Consider the following 16,329-nt stretch of genomic DNA (forward strand, 5'->3'; position numbering starts at 1 on the left):
TGCAGGTTTCGGGACACTGGCGGGTGGTTGCCTCCGGTGCGGTTGATCGAAGCAGTCCATGCGACCCGGTTCGGCGGGTGCCGGCGTGAGGTCGGCCGAGGGCGCGGCGAGGGCAGTGCCGCCGTTCCGTCTTCCCGACTCGATCCGCCCCTGTGGAGACCGGACTCCGCTGCCTCTACCGAGGAGTTGCCTGCATCCGAAGCCTTCCCGGTCCGAACGACGCTCCCAGGACAGGGCGGGTCCGGTGATGGCCGGGCAGGTGTTTCAGGCTCCAGCGGGCGGTGATGTCGGCGAGGGCGAGGGTGGCCTCGGCCATCGCGAAGGTGTCACCGATGCACTTGCGGGCGCCGGTGGCGAAGGGGATGAAGGCGTGTCGGGGTGGCTGGGGGCGCTCGGGGTCCCAGCGGTCGGGGTCGAAGGTTTCGGGATCGGTGTGGAGATCGGGGCGGTGGTGGATGAGGTAGGGGCTGTAGGCGAGGTTGGTGCCGGTGGGGAGTGGGTGCCCGCCGAGGTGAGTGTCATGGGTGACCGTGCGGGTGAGGAACCAGGCCGAGGGGTACAGACGGAGAGTTTCGGTGATGATGCGTCCGGTCAGCTCCAGGCGGGGCAGATCCGCATGGGAGGCCGGGGCTCCGCGCAGGACGGTGTCGAGCTCGCTGTGCAGCCGCTGTTCGATCGCGGGGTGGCGGGCCAGCAGGTCCAATGCCCAGGCGAGGGTGCTGGCCGTCGTCTCCGTCCCGGCCAGGAAGACGGTGAGGATCGTGTCGCTGATCTCCGCATCCGTCATGCCGCGGCCGCCGTCCTCAAGATCGCGGGCTGTGACCAGGGCCGAGAGCAGGTCGCCGTGGTCGGTGCCGTCGGCACGCCGATCGGCGATGATCCGGTCGCAGGTGTGACGCAGGCGGGTATGTGCGCGCTGATGGGCACGGTTGTCCGGAGTGGGGAGCCGGTCCAGTGGCGGCGCCAGGAGCATGCGCCGGAAGAGCCCGCCCGCGATCGTCCTGACGTCGTCGATGAGCTGTCCGAACTCGGCTGCGGGCAGGGAGTTGGAGAACAGAGTGGCGGCCGTGACTCGGGAGCTGATCGACATCATCTCGGTGGGCACGGCCAGGGTTCGTCCCGGCGTCCAGGAGCCGGTCACCTCCTCGACGCAGGCGGTCATGGTTCGTGCGTAGCCGGGAAGACGGTCAGGATGGAAGGCGGGCTGGGTCAGTCGGCGCAGCCGACGGTGGGCATGGTGCGGGCAACTGCTGAGACCGTCACCGAGAACGTCACGGAAGCGGTCGAACACCGGTCCGCCCTTGTCGAAGAGACGGTCGTCCACCAGGGCCTGACGGGTCAGCTCCGGATCACAGATCACGACCAGTGGGACTGGACCCATGTGGACGCGGACCAATGGTCCGTGGGCGGGCAGCGATTTCAGGAAGGCCAACGGGTCCCGTGCCAAGGACACCAGGTGGCCTATCAGAGGCCACGCGTGGGGGGCCGGGGGGATCAGCCGTAGATCTCTCACCCGTACTCCCGATGTCCTCCTGGCCCCGCCCTTCGGGGTGATCTCGTTCACAGCACTTGTCCTCCGTGGGCCGGACGGCATCCTTCTTGGTCAGGGTCGGCCGTCCCGGCCGGGGCGTAGGCCTGGTCCTGCGGGGTCAGGGCGGTGACGATTCCGTCGATGAGCCGGCCGCACGGGCCGATTCCGCTGAGTTCCGCGCTGCTTGTCAGCGTGCCGATGAAGGCTCGGCGGATGGGGATTCCCTGCAGGGGAGGCAGGGAGTAGCTGTCCCAGACAGCGTGGTAGGTGTCGATCGACAGGACGGTGTCGGCGTTGCCGGGCGGGGTGGGGGCGGTTCCGGGGCCGGCGATGATGTGCGACCAGATGCGGGCTGTCAGGCCGGCGAGTCGGGTGACGACGCCGTGAAGGGCGGAGGTGCCGACGGCGGTGGTGTCGATGGTGGGGGCGGCGGCGGTGAGGAACAGCTCACGCCAATGGGGCGCCAGGTGCGGCAGTTCGTCGGGCGTGGCCGTGGCACAGGCGCTGATGGCCTTGTGTGCCGCGGCGGCACAGGCGCTGGTGATGGCGGTACTGGTGCCGGCGGTGACGACGCGTCGTGCGGCACGTTCGGCGAGCTGACCGGCCCAGTGCGTTTCGGGTGTGTCGTCCTCGTACCACAGCGGTTCCCATCCGAGGCCGTGGAGCATGTCGCCGTCGGTCAGTCTCGTCCGCGCGACCGATCCGAGCCGTGGCCTCTCCCTGCTCAGGGAGAACTCCCGCTGAAACTCGTCTCCCGTGGTGGACAGCGCGTGCAGCTGGGCGCGGACATCGTAGCGGGGGGTCACCAGGTACCAGGCGAGGGCGCCCATGGCCGTCTCGCCCACCTCCTCGTGCCCGGCCTCTCCGCAGTCGCACGCCAGGACGTCATCGACCACGCGGGCGCACGCGGTGGCGTATCCGGTGAGTGCCCGCACCCCTCCTGCGGCGACGGCCAGCAGCGCCTCGTTACAGGTTTCCGCGTGGGCATAGTCGGTGAGGATGCCGATGATTTCGTTGTAGCGGTAGGAGCTGTCGATCGCCCGGCGGATCCGGTGGCAGCGGAACGAGGCGTCGAAGGTTCCGGCGCCGTCGTCGTCGAGCATCCGGTACGGCGGTGAGCCGAAGCCCAGACGGAAATAGGGCAGCATTGCCGCGTCCCACCACCGGGCCCACCTGTACTCGTGCGGGGTCGGTGCACCACCCGCGTCGGCCAGGAACCGATGCGGGTCGGGGAGCGGGGCGGAAGCACCCCGTAGGGCGTCCTTGGCGAGCATCACCCCACACGTCAGGACGGTCTCCTGGAGTGCGAGGTCGGCGGCACGCCCGGCCACGGCAACGGTCCCCTCGGCAGCGGCCTTGACGTGCAGGTCCCGGCCACCGACCCCGGAGTCGTCCGAGGCACCGGCGTAGTCGATGGCGCTGGCGAGGATGAACACGGAGCCGAACAGGTCCAGGAACTCGCCGGTTCCCCGAGGGAGCCAGAACGTGTTGATGCTGCCCCAGTAGTCACGAACCGCCATCAACGCGGCCTGGGTGCCGTCCATGGCGTGCCGCGCGACGTACTCGGCGATGATCGGCCCGGCCTCACCACCCTTGGCGGGAATGGCGGCGGCGAGCGCGGCCAGCCGGTCCCCCTCGGGATTGCCGGGGCCGGCCAGGATCTGCCGGACGGCCTCCGTGGCGGCCAGGATCGCCATCGGACCGCTCTCCTGGACGCTCCTGGTGACCTCGTCGCTGAACAGCGCGTCCATGAACTCTGCGCAGAGACGGTCGCCGTCCGGTGAGCCGGGGATGCCCGGTGACTCGTACGGCCGGTAATCGGTGGCGGTCACGACCTGTGCCCCATCCAGCGCGGGGTGTCCGGGCGGTCCCATGGTCAGCCGCGCCAGCCTCTGCCGGCACGCCTCGTCGGAGAGGCCGTCGGCCAGCCGTGCGAGGCCGGCCGGCACCGGACCACGACGCTGCCGGACCACAAACGGGTCGGGGAACCGATCCAGCCACCCCCGCGCCCCTTCCTGACCACCCATGATCACCCTCCAGGAGTTACGTGCCGTTCCTTCCGGCGTGCGGTGCCGTACCACCGTATTCAGGTGTGCGGGGAGTTCTCGTATGCGGCGCGCGCACCGCAGGACCTGGAGTCGGGCGAGCCGGTCCTCTCCGGCGACAGCCCATATCAAGAGCGGGTACTGGCAGGTCGCGAGGTGCTCCAGCGTGGCGGTGACATGTCCGCCGGCGAACGGGCGGACAGGTCGTGGACCGAGACCTCCGGTACGGCAACCGCGCAGCACGGAAAGCCAGTTCGTCTCGTAGAAGATCTGGCAGGATCCGGAGTCCAGCTCCCGGTACGCAGATTCGCCTGCTCTCAGTAGTCGGCGCGGCCAGAGAGGGACGAGACCCTCGTCGCCTGGAGGGGGCCGGTATCCGTGAGCGTCTCTTCACCACGATGTCAGGCGATGCCGACGAGGAGTGCTGACGGTGTCCGAGACCTACATGTCCTGGTATCGCGAGGGCCGGATGGACGAGTGCCGAGGTGACGGATCTCGGCAACGGGCTGAGTGCCGTCCGCTGGCAGGCGGGGCCCGTGGTGAGGAACCACCCGGTAGATGATCAGCCACGTTGCGGTCGCGTGGACGACCTCGTCGTACGCTGCCGGCCACCGTGAGCGCTGAACCGGAGCGGCGACCTGCCAATACCGTGGCACTTCTCGCATCCTGCACCGGATGGAGGGGTCGCTACCTGGCCTACAACGAGGCCAGTTCTTCGGGGTGCGGCCGGACGCTTCCTGTGCCGGCATCCGCTTCCGTCACTCCGCAGGCCCGGTCCTTGCCGACCATCACGTCCCGCCCCCCGCGTAGCCTCGTAGGCTCCGCCCACTGCAGCCAACTGGCCGCAGTGGTCACGCTGTTCGCCCACATAGTGTGGTCAGAACTCCGGAACGCCGAGATGGTCGTGGTCCGCTTCGGCCACGTTCACTGCCTCCCACCTCGTGGTCGAGCAGATCTCCAAGGTCCAGCGCAACCGCGCTCAGCTCGTCATGGTCGACGTATCCCTGCGGCCGGCAAGCACGAAATACGTCTCCGCACCCTCGGGGCGATCGGGCAGCCCGGCGCCATCCTGTGCCGTACCAACGTCACCCGCCGCAGCCTTAGGATCACGGCATGCCCTTCCAACCCGCGCTGCTGGACCGTTTGGAGCGCGCCGTCCGGCGTTACGGCGCCGGCACGCCGACGGACCGAGTGGAACTCGCGTCCGCGATTTCCCCTCTTGGGGTCGGCCTCGACCCGGATTACGCCGAGTTCGTCGAGCGTTTCGGGGGTTGCTATGTCGGCGTCCCCGTGTACGGGCTGCGGAACTCGGACCTGCTGGAGCACATGAGCGTCGTAGACCTCACCCTGCGCTTCCGCCGCGACGGATGGCCCGGCACCGACCGGGGACTCGTCGTGTCCTTCGACCCCGCAGGCAACCCCCTCGTGCTCACTCCCGGTGGCCCCGTGACGAGCTACGACCACGACGCGGGGCGTGCGTACGAGCTCGCCCAGGGGTTCGCGGCGCTGCTCGACCAGCACACCGAGGACTGATACGGGCCTCCGCCTGCGGGCCCGGGTCCGCGCCGGACGACACGGGCCGGGGGAGTGGGGAGACAGCCTTCAGGGCACTCCGGAACATCCCCCAGTTCGGCTAATCTAATGATCTACCGATCATCTTCCGTGTGGTGACCGGCTTTCCGCCCGGTGACGTTCCTACGCTCCCACCGACCCCGCATGGGAGGGCAAGGACCCGTGGCGGTTGGGGACGACTGTCACGCGCTGTCCGACATCTCCCACCTGCTGCGGCATGGGCCCGTGTTCCCGCAGCGGTTGCTGGTGTCCGACGAGCAGCAGTTCCAGGGACAGGTGCCCCTGGTGGCTTCTCCTTCTCCCGCAAGGAGGAGCGGTATGCGTTCCATCATCGGTAAGAGAGTTCTGACCGCCACCGCGGTGTCGGGGATCCTGTCGCTGACCGGCGGGTTCGCGGTTGCGGCGAAATTTGAGGGCAACAGCGGTGGCACGCCCGATCCTCCCGGCGGCCACCACCAGGAGATCGACGGGCTCCCCGAAGATCTCTGCGGGAAGCTCAACCTCGGTGGGATCGCCGCCCAGGCAGTCGGCGACCTGTGCGCCCCTCCACACGAAGCTTCCGACGAATCAGGATCCGGCGGTGACGACGACGGGCACCCGGCCATCTCGCACCGATGCCCCCGCTGCGCCGCCCGCAATTCCGGACGAGCCGGAGGAGCCGAGTCAGGTGACTCCGGGGTATGGGGAGCCGGAGGAGCCGACGCCGACGCCGCCGGGGTACGGCGGGCCGGAGGAGCCGACGCCGACGCCGTCCCATCCCGGTCGGCCTCAACTCCCCGGCACCGGAAGTGAGCCCGCCCTCATGGGTGCCGCCGCACTGAGTGTGGCGCTCATTCTCGGGGGGACCGTCCTGTACGTGCGGAAGGGGCGCGCATTGCGGCGCAACTGACGCAGGGACAGACGTCATCACGTAGTGCGTCACAGGCGCCGATTCGGGTGACTCGCGCGACCGGGGTCGTCGACGCGACTTGCCGCCCGACCCGCGCTGCGAGGGTCAGGCCGTGGAGGCGGGACCGGGCGGCAGGTGGACGGTCATGATCAGGTGGCAGGTGTCGGCGCCGGCGCCGCGGTAGGCGTGGGGGGCGTCGCCGTCGAAGCCTGCGGTCTGCCCGGCTTCGACGGGGTGCTCGGTGCCGTCGACGACCAGGATCATCCGGCCGGAGGTGACGCTGACGGTTTCCACGACCCCGGCCTGGTGGGGGTGACTGGGGTATTCCTCGCCCGGCTGGAGTTGCCAGCGCCAGACTTCGGTGGGGGCCGGACCTGAGGTTGTCAGTATGAGCCGGGCTTCACTGCCCCGCTCGCCGGTCCACAGCGGCATCACTGTGTCGGCGGAGACGACGCGGACACGGCCCTCTGCCCGCCCCTCCATGAGGGCGGACACGGAAACGCCGAGCGTGTCGGCCAGCCGGACCAGGGTCGCGAAGTTCGGGTTCCCCTGTGCCTTCTCCAAGGCGACCAGGGCGCCCTTGCTGACCTTGGCGCGCCGGCCGAGTTCATCCAGGGAGAGCCCGGCCCGGGTTCGTGCCGCCCTGACGTTGTGTGCGAGCGTCCGCAGTGCTACGTCCGTCTCGGCCATCCGATCACCATCCTCACAAAAGGGGACCGCGCGAATGCACCGTGCGATCTTTTGGTTGACACGGGGCGGTCGGTTCGTTGTACGGTCTGGTCGTTCCATTACATCGTAAGGGATGTGCCGTGATCGCTCTGCTGCTGGCCCTGGGCAGCTCCCTCGCCTACGGGTGCGCCGACTTCCTCGGCGGCCTCGGCGCGCGCAAGGCCCATGTACTGCGCACCGTGATGATCGCGGCCCCGGCTTCTCTCGCGCTGGAGATCATGCTGTGGCCGGTGCTCGGTGCCTCGTTCAGTGCCGGCACCCTCGGGTGGGGTGCCGCGTCCGGGGTGGCTTCGGCCGCCGCGTTCACCCTGCTCTACAAGACTCTGGCGATCGGCCCGATGAACGTGCTCTCGCCCGTGACCGCGTTGGTGTCCGCCATGCTTCCCGTCGGTGTGGGTCTGCTGCAGGGCGAGCATCTTGGTGCCGCCGGACTTGTGGGTCTGCCGCTCGCGCTGGCCGCGGTGGTGATGGTCAGTGCCGGTCACGGCGCCGGGTCGGCGCGCCCCTCCCGTACGGCTCTGCTGCTGGCCCTCGGCGCCGGTGCGGCGATTGCCCTCCAGCTGGTCTTCTTGCACCAGGCGCCCTCCGACAGCGGGGTAGCCCCGCTGATCGTGGGCCGGGCGGTCTCCTCGGCAGTCACCCTGGCCGCGGCCGGGCTGATGTTCCGCAGGCTGGGGTCCGAGAAGCCCGCCTATGCGGTGTCGGCGGCGGCGGGCCTGCTGGACTCGGTGGCGAATCTGCTGTTCCTCATGGCTGCCCGCAGCGGGGACCTCGCCGTCGTCGCCGTGATCACCGCCCTCTATCCGGCGGGCACTGTTCTGCTCGCCCGCAGCGTGCTGGCCGAACGGATCCACCGCAGCCAGCTGGTCGGGCTCGGCACCGCGGCCATCGCCGTCGGCCTCCTCGCCCTGACCTGAGCGGCCGCCCACCGTCATCGATCGCGCGCAAGGAGAGATGGATGTTCATCCAGCCCTGGGATGCGGCCCCGGGCGAGGCGGAATGGCAGGCCTGGATCGCCCCAGGCCACGACTTCGGACAGCTGAGTGTCAACGGCACGCCCGGCGGGCCGCCCGCTGTCGTCCCCACTCACTTCACCTCTTATGACGGGGACCTGCCGATCCACCTCACCCGGCCCAACCCGGTCTGGGACGGCGATGGAGCACGACCCGAACGTCACTTTCACCGTGGTCGGCGACTACGCGTTCGTCCCCGGCCCCTGGCGCGCCAAGCCCGGCATCCCGCCCATCGACGGCGTACCCACCAGCTACTGCGCCACCGCGCAGTTCACCTGCCGTGCCCACCCGGTCGACGCTCCCGAGGCCAAGGCCGAACTGCTGCGCCGCCGGCTCGCGCACTTCCAGCCCGACAGCGACCACGTCCCGGTGACCGTCGACCAGCCCCCGTACGGCCGGATGCTGTCCGGCGTCCGCGGCCTGCGCCTTGAGGTCACCGACGTACGGGCGAGGTTCACGTACGACGACCACAAGCCCGTCGAACAGCGTGCCGGTGTCGCCGACCGCCTCATCGAACGCGGACAGGATCTCGACGTTCGCGCCGCACGGCAGCAGCGCCGCCACCTGGACCACCTCGGCCCCTGGAAGCCCTGACCCCACCCCGTACGCACACACGCACCGAGGAACGGAGCCATTCATGACCGCCTTCCGTATCGCCCCCGCAGTGGCCGACGCCTTCCCCGACACCCTCATCGCCGTGATCACCGCCACCGGCCTCCACGGCCACGAGCCCTGGCCCTCCACCACCGCCGCGCTTCAGGACCTGGAGCAACAACTCGCCGACGGTACCTGGCAGCCCGCCGACGAGACCGACCCGAGGATCGAGGCGTGGCACACCGCCTACCGGTCCTTCGGTACCAACCCCCGCCGTATCCGCCCCAGCGTCGACGCGCTCGGCCGCCGCTTCACGAAGAAGGGGTCTCTGCCGCGCATCAACCCGGCCGTCGACTCCTACAACGCCGTCTCCGTCCAGCACGGCCTGCCCGCCGGCGCCTTCGACCTGGACCAGGTCACCGGTGACGTGGACATCCGGTACGCCGACGGCACCGAGGAGTTCACCCCACTCGGCGAGCCCGGAACCGTCGAGAACCCCAAGCCCGGCGAGATCATCTACACGGACACCACCGGCGTCCTGACCCGCCACTGGAACCACCGAGATGCCCACCGCACCCGCGTCACCGAAGACTCCACCCGCGTCGCCTTCATCCTCGAAACCCTCCACGCCACCCGCGACGGCCACCTGCTGACGGCTGCGGCACCGGAACTGCGGGGGCTGCTCGCCCCGCACACCGAACAGACCGCCGTGTACTACCTCAGCCCGGACCAGCCCCGGATCACCGTCTGAGGACCGGCCCCCTGCCCACGTCCCATCAACCGCAAGCGGATCGAAGAGACACCGGGCTGAGCCACTGCCCCGGTCCTTGCCCGAACGGCCGACCGGTCGGCACAACCCGTCCACACTCCGGTCGTTGATACGCAGGCTGCATTTGCCACGTGCTGCGGAGTCGCCCGGGCAGGCGTCCCCGGGACAGCCGGGAGCAGACGGCAGCCCGCCTCTTGGTGGTCGCCGCCACCGTCGGGGTGCCGGCCCCGACGAGTGATCACGGCAGGAGGTCCGCCGTAGTGGACGGCATTCCAGCACACGTCGCATTCCACCGTGCGAACCAGGGGATGACGCCAACGCACCATGCGGCAGTGGGCTGTTGCGGCCGCCGCCCGCTGTTGATACCGGTGAACGGTCCGTCCACCACCGTGTTGAGGGTGGTTCCGTCGGAGGTAGGGATGTCCAGTTGGCCGGTATCCCGCATCCGGGGCCGGTCAGGCCCGGGGCGCTGCCCTGACGAGTTGTGCGAGATGGACGGCGGCATCCCGGAGGGGAGTGTCGTCGGCGGTTACGCGGCTCAGCAGTTCGGCGCCCTCCAGAATGCTGATCACCGTCCCGGCGAGGGAGTGGGCCGCGGCCGGCGCGATACCGCTCTCTGTCAGCTTGGCCGTGACAAGGTCCCGCCAGCCGGTGAGAGCCTGGGTCGCGGCCTCCTGGAGCCCCGGGACGCGGCCGATGGTCTCCAGGGCGGTGACCGCGACGGGGCATCCGTCGCTCCAGTCCGACCGCATCAGGTCGTCGGCGAGCAGCAGGGCACAGGCGGCCGTGGCCTCGGCGGGATCGGAGGCGGAAGCGAGGCCTTCGACGAGCATCTCGCCGAACTCCCGGGCGCCGTGATGCATCGCCTCGATGGCGAGCTCCTGCTTGCCCCCGGGAAAGAAGTGGTAGACGGAGCTGGGTGAGGCCTGCGCGGCGCCGGCGATGCGTTTGACCGAGGTGCTCTCGTACCCCTGCTGCTGCAGCAGGGCGGCAGTGGCCCGGATGATCCGGCGGCGGGTGTCGGCGTCGGACGAGCGGTCGAACGGTGCGGTGGTTGCCATGACAGCGATTCTACTGATTGGAACGTTCGATCCAGAACTGTCGTATGCTCTGGATCGAACGTTCCAATCAGAGTGATGGATGGGTATCGATGCAAGCAGCAGCACCGGCTTCCTCATGGGCGAGCCACTCCGGATACACCCGCATGTTCGCGCCGGGGGAGCTGACCGTGGGGTTGTTCCTTCCCCTGTGGCCCTACACAGGGAACATGGCGGCAATGCGCGGTCAGACGAAGGTCGTCCAGCAGGCCGAGCAGGGAGGCATCGCCGCCGTCTGGGTGCGGGACGTGCCCCTGGCCGACCCCGCCTTCGGCGACGTGGGGCAGGTGTACGACCCGTGGACCGCACTGACCTGGCTCGCGGCACACACCTCCCGGATCACTCTGGCTTCCGGCAGCGTGATCCTTCCGCTGCGGCACCCCATCGACCTGGCGAAACAGGCGGCTTCCGTGGACCATCTCAGCGGGGGCCGACTGGTCCTCGGAGTGGCGTCAGGCGACCGCCCGGTGGAGTTCCCCGCGTACGGTCTGGATCACGGGGCGCGGGGTACCCGCTACCGGGAAGTGGTCGATTCCTTCCGTGGGCTGCTGGCGGAGGAGCGTCCCGGCGGTGCGAGCCTCTTGCCGAAGCCGGTGCATGACGGGATCCCTCTCCTGGTCACCGGCTCCTCCCAGCAGTCACCGCTATGGATCGCCGAGCACGCGGACGGCTGGCTGGTCTACTCCGGGACCACCGCGACCCCTGACGGCCCCCGGACCCTCGGGGACCGGATCGGGGCATGGCGTGAGCTGATCCCCGGCGGAGAGTTCCGCCCGGTCGCGACCAATGAATGGATCGATCTGGTCGAGGATCCGGGTTATCCGCCCACTGCGCTGCGCGGCGGCTTCGTCCTGCGCACCGGTACAGAAGGGCTGCTCGAACTGCTTGGCCGCTGGAGGACCGCCGGGGTCAATCACGCCGCACTCGGAGTCCAGCACGGAAGGCGCCCCGCGGCGGAGGTGGTGGCGCAGCTCACCGAAGAGGTCGTACCGCACTTCCCCGCACTGGCGTCCCCCACACCCCTGGCAGCCGCGTGGTGACTTCGCTGCCGTCCTCGCGAGTCGGTGCTCCCGGTGACGCGGCGGAGCCCGACGCGTTCCGTGAGGCCATGCGCCTCTGGGCGACGGGCGTGGCGGTCGTCACCACGCAGAGCGACCAAGGGCCGCATGGCGTGACGGTCAACTCCCTGCTGTCGGTGTCGCTCGATCCACCCACTCTGCTGATCTCCCTCAAGCGGGGCAGCCGCACCGAAGGCGTCATCGAGCGGTCCGGCCGCTTCACCGTGAACGTCCTCACCGCCGGGCAGCACGTTCTTGCCGACCGTTTCACCCGGCGTCGTGCCTTCGGTGCCGAGGAGTTCGCTGGGGTGGGTCACCGGCCGTCCCCGGATGGTGGAGGGCCGGAGTTGGAAGGGAGCGCCGTCGTTCTGACCTGCCGAATGACCCGACGTATCGAGGTCGCCGACCACGTCCTGATCATCGCCAGGACGACCGGCGTCCGTCTGGTTCCGGCCGACGGCCCCCATGTGCCGCTCGTCTACCTGGACCGGCACTACCGTCGGCTCAGCGAGAGGGCGCCGGGCGCGGAGGACGGTCCTGACCGCGCCGGTCAGTCGGGCAGGAGCTGACCGGGGCCGTTTCGACGCCACCCATGCCCCCCACTGCCACCGCCACCGGAGCCTGTCGTCCGCCGTCTGTAGAGGGCAGCGACAGGCCGGTCCGGTGTTCGCGACGGCAGCGGAGTGGCCGGAGCCAGGCGGGCGTCGGAAGCCCTGCCGCACTTGCCGCCGTCGGGGACACCGGACCGGCGAGCCTGATGCCTGCCTTCTGCTACAGACGATCGGCGCACGGACGCGGTGAACCATTTGCGCCCGTCGAGCTCGCGGGCGCCGAACGCCCACTCCCTGCGGGCGCGGCCTTGCCCGCGGAGGACCTGGACGGCCGCGCCGGAGAGGTGCCGCGGCCTGGCCAGACGCCGGGGCGCAGCGGTTTCATGGTTTGCGGGCGACGAGTCCCCACTGGTCGACGGGTACCGGCTCCTCGTCGGCCGTCGGCCGCCACTGCGAGATCGATACGAAGCCCGGCTCGACCATTTCCAGACCCTCGGCGCATCCGGTGATCTCTTCCGGTTCCCGCACCAGGTAGGGCGGGTTGTCGCCCGATGCGTACGCCTTCTCGGCCGCGAGCGTGGCGGGTGTCTTCACCGTGTCGCACAGGACGAGACAGCTCCCGGACGGCATACGGGACATGTATCTCTGGACCACTTCGATTCCCTCGGCCGGGGCCAGGTGTCCCAGGGTCGACAGCAGCATCACGGCGACCGGCTCGGACAGGTCCAGCGTCTTGGAGGCCGCGTCCACCACCGCGTCCGTGTCGGACAGGTCCGCCTCCACGTAGTCCGTCCGGCCCTCAGGAGCGCTGGTCAGCAATGCCGCCGCGTGGACCAGCACGATGGGGTCGTTGTCCACGTAGACGATACGGGCCTGGGGCACGATGCTCTGCGCCACCTCATGGGTGCTGTTCTCCACCGGCAGGCCTGTTCCCACATCCAGGAACTGACGCACGCCCAGCCCTGCAAGGTACCGGACAGCACGGGCCTGGAACGCACGCGAGGCGCGGGCGATGTCGACCGTCTGCGGGTAGGCCGCGCTCACCACGTCGGCCAGCTCCCGGTCGACCGGGTAGTTGTCCTTCCCGCCCAGCCACGCGTTCCACACCCGAGCGGAATGCGGCACGTCCGATCGGATCAGCCTACGGAAGTCAGCGTCGCTGCTGCTCAAAGCGCACTCCATGCTTGTCATATTCATACGTCAGTTGTCTATGCGTATCGTTGCACGCCGGTCGTGCCACTGGGACTTGACCTCATCGCTTCTCGAACCTCGTCTCGGATCACTGCTCAAGTCCCGTGGATCGGTCCCGGGTTGGACACGGAGGGTGCACCCTTCCGGGTGATCGACTGCCGGCCATCGCGCGGGAGTCCGAAGTGCGGCCCGCTGGGCAGACGAAGCCGGGGGTGCCGGGCGATGGTCTTCTGTCTGCTCAGCCCTTGGTGTCCGTGGGGCGCAGTCGGTGAGGACGTCGAGGCTGGTGCTGCGGCATGCGGCATGCGGCGTACGGCATGCGGCGTGGGTAGGCGGTCCGGGGCCGGGCTCTCATGCACTGGAGGGCTCGGCTGCGGCGGTCCTGGGACATTTTCCGTGCGGGAAGGCGGGCAGGAATGGCGTCGACCATGGTTCCGGCGGACAACACCCGGGCCATCCGGTGCACTTCGACATCCAGGTTCCCAACAGCGTCCGAGGGATTCCCGCGGATGAGACATCGTTCACGCCCCAGGCCCCGGACGGGCAGATCCCCGGCACGTCTGTCGTCGAGGGCACGCGCAAGGTGTCCGCCGGCACCCTCATCGGCCCGGTCCAGCACGGCGCCTGACCCTGCGGCAACACCCCGGTGGAGTTCCGGACAGTGCCCCTGTCGCGGAACGCCACGGCCGTTCCCACCAGCGGCGTCCGAGGCCGCGCGGAAGCGTGGCGGACGGGTCCGCACACGCGAGAGCCCCCACGGGTCCACGATATGCGCGGTCCCGGGTGCGGGGGCTCTCGGTCAGGGAAGTGCCACGGCCGCTACGAGTCCGGGGAGCCGAGGGCGATGGCCCCGGCGGGACAGAGGCCGACGGCCATCCGGGCGGCGGCGCGGTGCTCGGGTGCCGGTGCGGGGTGCAGGAGTACCACCAGGCCTTCCTCCTCGTCCTGGTCGAAGACCGCGGGAGCCGTCAGGGCGCACATGCCGGCGCCGGCGCAGCGCTCACGGTCGGCGCCGAGACGCAGCGGCGCTTGCGGGTCGCTCATCGCGCTACTCCTTGTCCCAGGTGACGGGCAGGCTGATCACGCCGTAGATGTTGGAGCGGTTGCGCAGCGGTACCTCCTGCGGCGGCACCGCGAGGCGCAAGGTGGGAAAACGGGAGAGCAGCGCCGGGAAGGCGACAGCCATCTCGACGCGGGCGAGCTGCTGGCCCAGGCACTGGTGGGCGCCGTGGCCGAAGGCCAGGTGCCCGGTGGCCTTGCGGTGGATGTCGAGCCGGTTGGGGTCGGGGAACCTGCGTGGGTCCCGGTTGACGGCCTGCACGGAAACGGTCACCGTCTCGCCCGCCCTGATGAGCGCGCCCTCCACCTCGACGTCCTCGAGCGCCGACCGAAGCAGAGGGTCGGCCACGCTGAGGTAGCGCAGCAGCTCCTCCACGGTCTGTCCGGCCAGGCCCGGGTCGGCGCGCAGAGCGTCCAGCTGGTCGGGATTGCTGAGCAGGGCGAAGGTGCCGAGGCCGAGCATGTTCGCCGTGGTGTCGAGTCCGGCGGCGAGCAGCAGCCCGCCTACCCCGGCCAGCTCCTCGTCGGTGAGGTCGGAGGTGGTCAGATCGCTGAGCAGGTCGTCGGTGGGCTCGGCGCGCTTGGCGAGGACGAGTTCGGCCAGGTACTGGAGCAGCGCCGTATAGGCCTCGCCCGTCGCCTCCGCATCCGCTGTCTGATCGAAGATGGTCGCCACGTGGCCCTGGAATCGCTTCCGGTCGGTGTACGGCACGCCGAGCAGCTCACAGATCATGAGCGCGGGCACGGGTTGCGCGAACGCCTCCACCAGGTCGGCCGTGGGCCCGGCCTGTTCCATGGCATCCAGACATTCCTCGGTGAACTGCTCCACACGTTCGGTGAGTTGCCGCATCCTGCGGACGGTGAACTTTCCGGTGAGCAGACGCCGATAGCGGGTGTGCTCGGGGGCGTCGAGGCCGATGATGTCGCCGGCCGGCGCCGGCGGTATCTCCCCTGACACGCCCCCCATCGGCACCGGCAGATGCAGGAGTTCGTAGCGCGAGCTGAAGCGGGGGTCGGCCAGGATCGCGCGGGCCGTGGCGTGGCCGGTGACCAGCCGGCCCACATGTCCGTCGGCGTAGCGCATACGGCGTATCGGTTCATCGCTCAGGGCGGTGAGCCCTTCGGGCGGGTCGAAGGGGCAGCCGGTGTGCCGGTCGGTGGGCAGGGTGGGGAGATCATCGGCGGTGATGTCGTCGGTTGTGGCACCGGTGGTGGTGCCGACGGCCGTCGGGTCGTGCGACATGGGGTCCTCCCGGGATCGTGGAGCTGGGCAGGGTTGGTGCGAATCGGTGAAGTGGTCTGTGGGAAGCGGCGGTTACCGCCTGAGGGCCGGTTCGGAAGGTGCGGTGCGGTCATACGTAACGAACCGGGAGAGTGACTCGTGCCGGGCGCTCCACGGCAGGGCCCTCGGCGCGGGCCTTGAGTCGGGCGGGGAGGCGGAAGGTGATCCGCGACGGGGCGATCTCATCGGTATCCGCAGGCGACGGGGGCGGTACGGGTACGGGTACGGCGGGGGCCGTGACTGGCACCGGCTTCTCCCGGAACGGTGCGGGTGCGGGCGCGATGTCACCGTGAACTCGGGGGCGAGTCACGCAGCCGTGCATCGACGGATATCGGCGTCGGCGTCCGCGTGAGCCTGCCCAGGGCGGCGGACAGTGCGGTTGGGTAGAGGGCGACCGGGTGGCGGAGCTCAGAGGGATGCTGAGTCGCTCAGGCGGCGCAGAGGCTTCGTCAGCGTCGGCGTCCGCCGCGACGGCCAACTCGCGTCGGCGTCCGCTGCCGTCGAGTAAGAGGTCCATGGCGTCATGGTGGCACACCTGAGATGCCATTTGCGAGCCAATCTGGCTCTTGATTGTGGATGGGGCTCTGAACTGCACACTCTTGCTGAATATTGTGTGATGTCGTGCCGCTATGGAAGAGGAAGGGCTTGCGGCAGTGTGATGGTGAAGTCATGGTGACGCCATGGGAGCAGCGGACTTGATGCCGCCTGGGCGTTCCCGCTGACTGGCGAGGCCCGGTCTGATCGTTGGTGAGGTCTGCGTTCAGCGTGCGGGGGCGGGCGCCCTGCCGGGTGCGCGGTATCAACTGCATGCCCTGATGGTGGTGGTTCGAGGCGGCACCGGGCGGCCGGCCGAGCTGTTGCGGCGGCTTCGCGGGGCCGGATGACCTCCGCGTGCTGTGCGGTGAGCCGGGTCAGGTCAGGGGTGGAAGTCTGTGAGCTGATCGGCCTC

General features: G+C 69.7%; 13 protein-coding genes and 1 pseudogene. 7 read left to right on the plus strand and 7 right to left on the minus strand.

Going from position 1 to position 16,329, the window contains the following annotated elements:
- Nucleotides 1-175: 175 nt before the first annotated feature.
- Nucleotides 176-1,564: a cytochrome P450 gene (locus OHA98_RS18815; protein ID WP_323179578.1), complete on the minus strand. Its 1,389-nt coding sequence runs from the start codon at nucleotides 1,562-1,564 to the stop codon at nucleotides 176-178.
- The gene (locus tag OHA98_RS18820; protein ID WP_266927262.1) at nucleotides 1,561-3,558 is read right to left on the minus strand and encodes a hypothetical protein; all 1,998 of its coding nucleotides are present in this window, start codon (nucleotides 3,556-3,558) and stop codon (nucleotides 1,561-1,563) included. Before OHA98_RS18820 ends, OHA98_RS18815 begins: the two co-directional genes overlap by 4 nt.
- A 1,131-nt stretch (nucleotides 3,559-4,689) precedes the next feature.
- Between OHA98_RS18820 and OHA98_RS18825 the strand changes: the two genes are divergently transcribed.
- Nucleotides 4,690-5,109, plus strand: a complete 420-nt coding sequence (locus OHA98_RS18825; protein ID WP_266927264.1) for an SMI1/KNR4 family protein — start codon at nucleotides 4,690-4,692, stop codon at nucleotides 5,107-5,109.
- Nucleotides 5,110-5,466: 357 nt separating this feature from the next.
- Complete coding sequence (locus OHA98_RS18830) at nucleotides 5,467-5,940, plus strand: hypothetical protein (RefSeq protein WP_266927266.1); 474 nt, start codon at nucleotides 5,467-5,469, stop codon at nucleotides 5,938-5,940.
- 202 nt (nucleotides 5,941-6,142) lie between these two features.
- On the opposite strand, the gene OHA98_RS18835 is transcribed toward OHA98_RS18830, so the two are convergent.
- A complete protein-coding gene (locus OHA98_RS18835; RefSeq protein ID WP_266927268.1) occupies nucleotides 6,143-6,727 on the minus strand; it encodes an XRE family transcriptional regulator in 585 nt (194 codons plus the stop codon).
- A gap of 119 nt (nucleotides 6,728-6,846) precedes the next feature.
- On the opposite strand from OHA98_RS18835, the gene OHA98_RS18840 reads away from it, so the two are divergent.
- From OHA98_RS18840 to OHA98_RS18850, 3 genes and pseudogenes are all read left to right on the plus strand, one after another.
- Nucleotides 6,847-7,683 carry an EamA family transporter gene (locus tag OHA98_RS18840; RefSeq protein ID WP_266927270.1) on the plus strand — a complete coding sequence of 279 codons (837 nt, stop codon included), beginning with the start codon at nucleotides 6,847-6,849 and terminating at the stop codon, nucleotides 7,681-7,683.
- 41 nt (nucleotides 7,684-7,724) lie between these two features.
- A pseudogene (locus OHA98_RS18845) lies at nucleotides 7,725-8,373 on the plus strand (FMN-binding negative transcriptional regulator).
- A gap of 43 nt (nucleotides 8,374-8,416) precedes the next feature.
- Nucleotides 8,417-9,124: a B3/4 domain-containing protein gene (locus OHA98_RS18850; RefSeq protein WP_266927271.1), complete on the plus strand. Its 708-nt coding sequence runs from the start codon at nucleotides 8,417-8,419 to the stop codon at nucleotides 9,122-9,124.
- Nucleotides 9,125-9,597: 473 nt separating this feature from the next.
- Here OHA98_RS18850 and OHA98_RS18855 read toward each other — a convergent pair whose 3' ends face one another.
- A complete protein-coding gene (locus OHA98_RS18855) occupies nucleotides 9,598-10,203 on the minus strand; it encodes a TetR/AcrR family transcriptional regulator (protein ID WP_266927273.1) in 606 nt (201 codons plus the stop codon).
- Between the two features lie 143 nt (nucleotides 10,204-10,346).
- On the opposite strand from OHA98_RS18855, the gene OHA98_RS18860 reads away from it, so the two are divergent.
- Nucleotides 10,347-11,279: an LLM class oxidoreductase gene (locus OHA98_RS18860; RefSeq protein WP_266927952.1), complete on the plus strand. Its 933-nt coding sequence runs from the start codon at nucleotides 10,347-10,349 to the stop codon at nucleotides 11,277-11,279.
- On the plus strand, nucleotides 11,273-11,866 hold the full coding sequence (locus OHA98_RS18865) for a flavin reductase family protein (RefSeq protein ID WP_266927275.1): 594 nt from the start codon (nucleotides 11,273-11,275) through the stop codon (nucleotides 11,864-11,866). The genes OHA98_RS18860 and OHA98_RS18865 overlap by 7 nt, the downstream gene beginning before the upstream one ends.
- A 363-nt stretch (nucleotides 11,867-12,229) precedes the next feature.
- Here OHA98_RS18865 and OHA98_RS18870 read toward each other — a convergent pair whose 3' ends face one another.
- The 3 genes from OHA98_RS18870 to OHA98_RS18880 form a co-directional block, all read right to left on the minus strand.
- Nucleotides 12,230-13,018, minus strand: coding sequence for an SAM-dependent methyltransferase (locus OHA98_RS18870; protein WP_266927277.1), 789 nt, complete (start codon nucleotides 13,016-13,018; stop codon nucleotides 12,230-12,232).
- A gap of 840 nt (nucleotides 13,019-13,858) precedes the next feature.
- A complete protein-coding gene (locus tag OHA98_RS18875) occupies nucleotides 13,859-14,083 on the minus strand; it encodes a ferredoxin (protein WP_266927279.1) in 225 nt (74 codons plus the stop codon).
- A gap of 4 nt (nucleotides 14,084-14,087) precedes the next feature.
- A complete protein-coding gene (locus tag OHA98_RS18880; RefSeq protein WP_266927281.1) occupies nucleotides 14,088-15,341 on the minus strand; it encodes a cytochrome P450 in 1,254 nt (417 codons plus the stop codon).
- Nucleotides 15,342-16,329: the final 988 nt, after the last annotated feature.

The organism is Streptomyces sp. NBC_00654 (genome assembly GCF_026341775.1).
GTDB lineage: Bacteria > Actinomycetota > Actinomycetes > Streptomycetales > Streptomycetaceae > Streptomyces.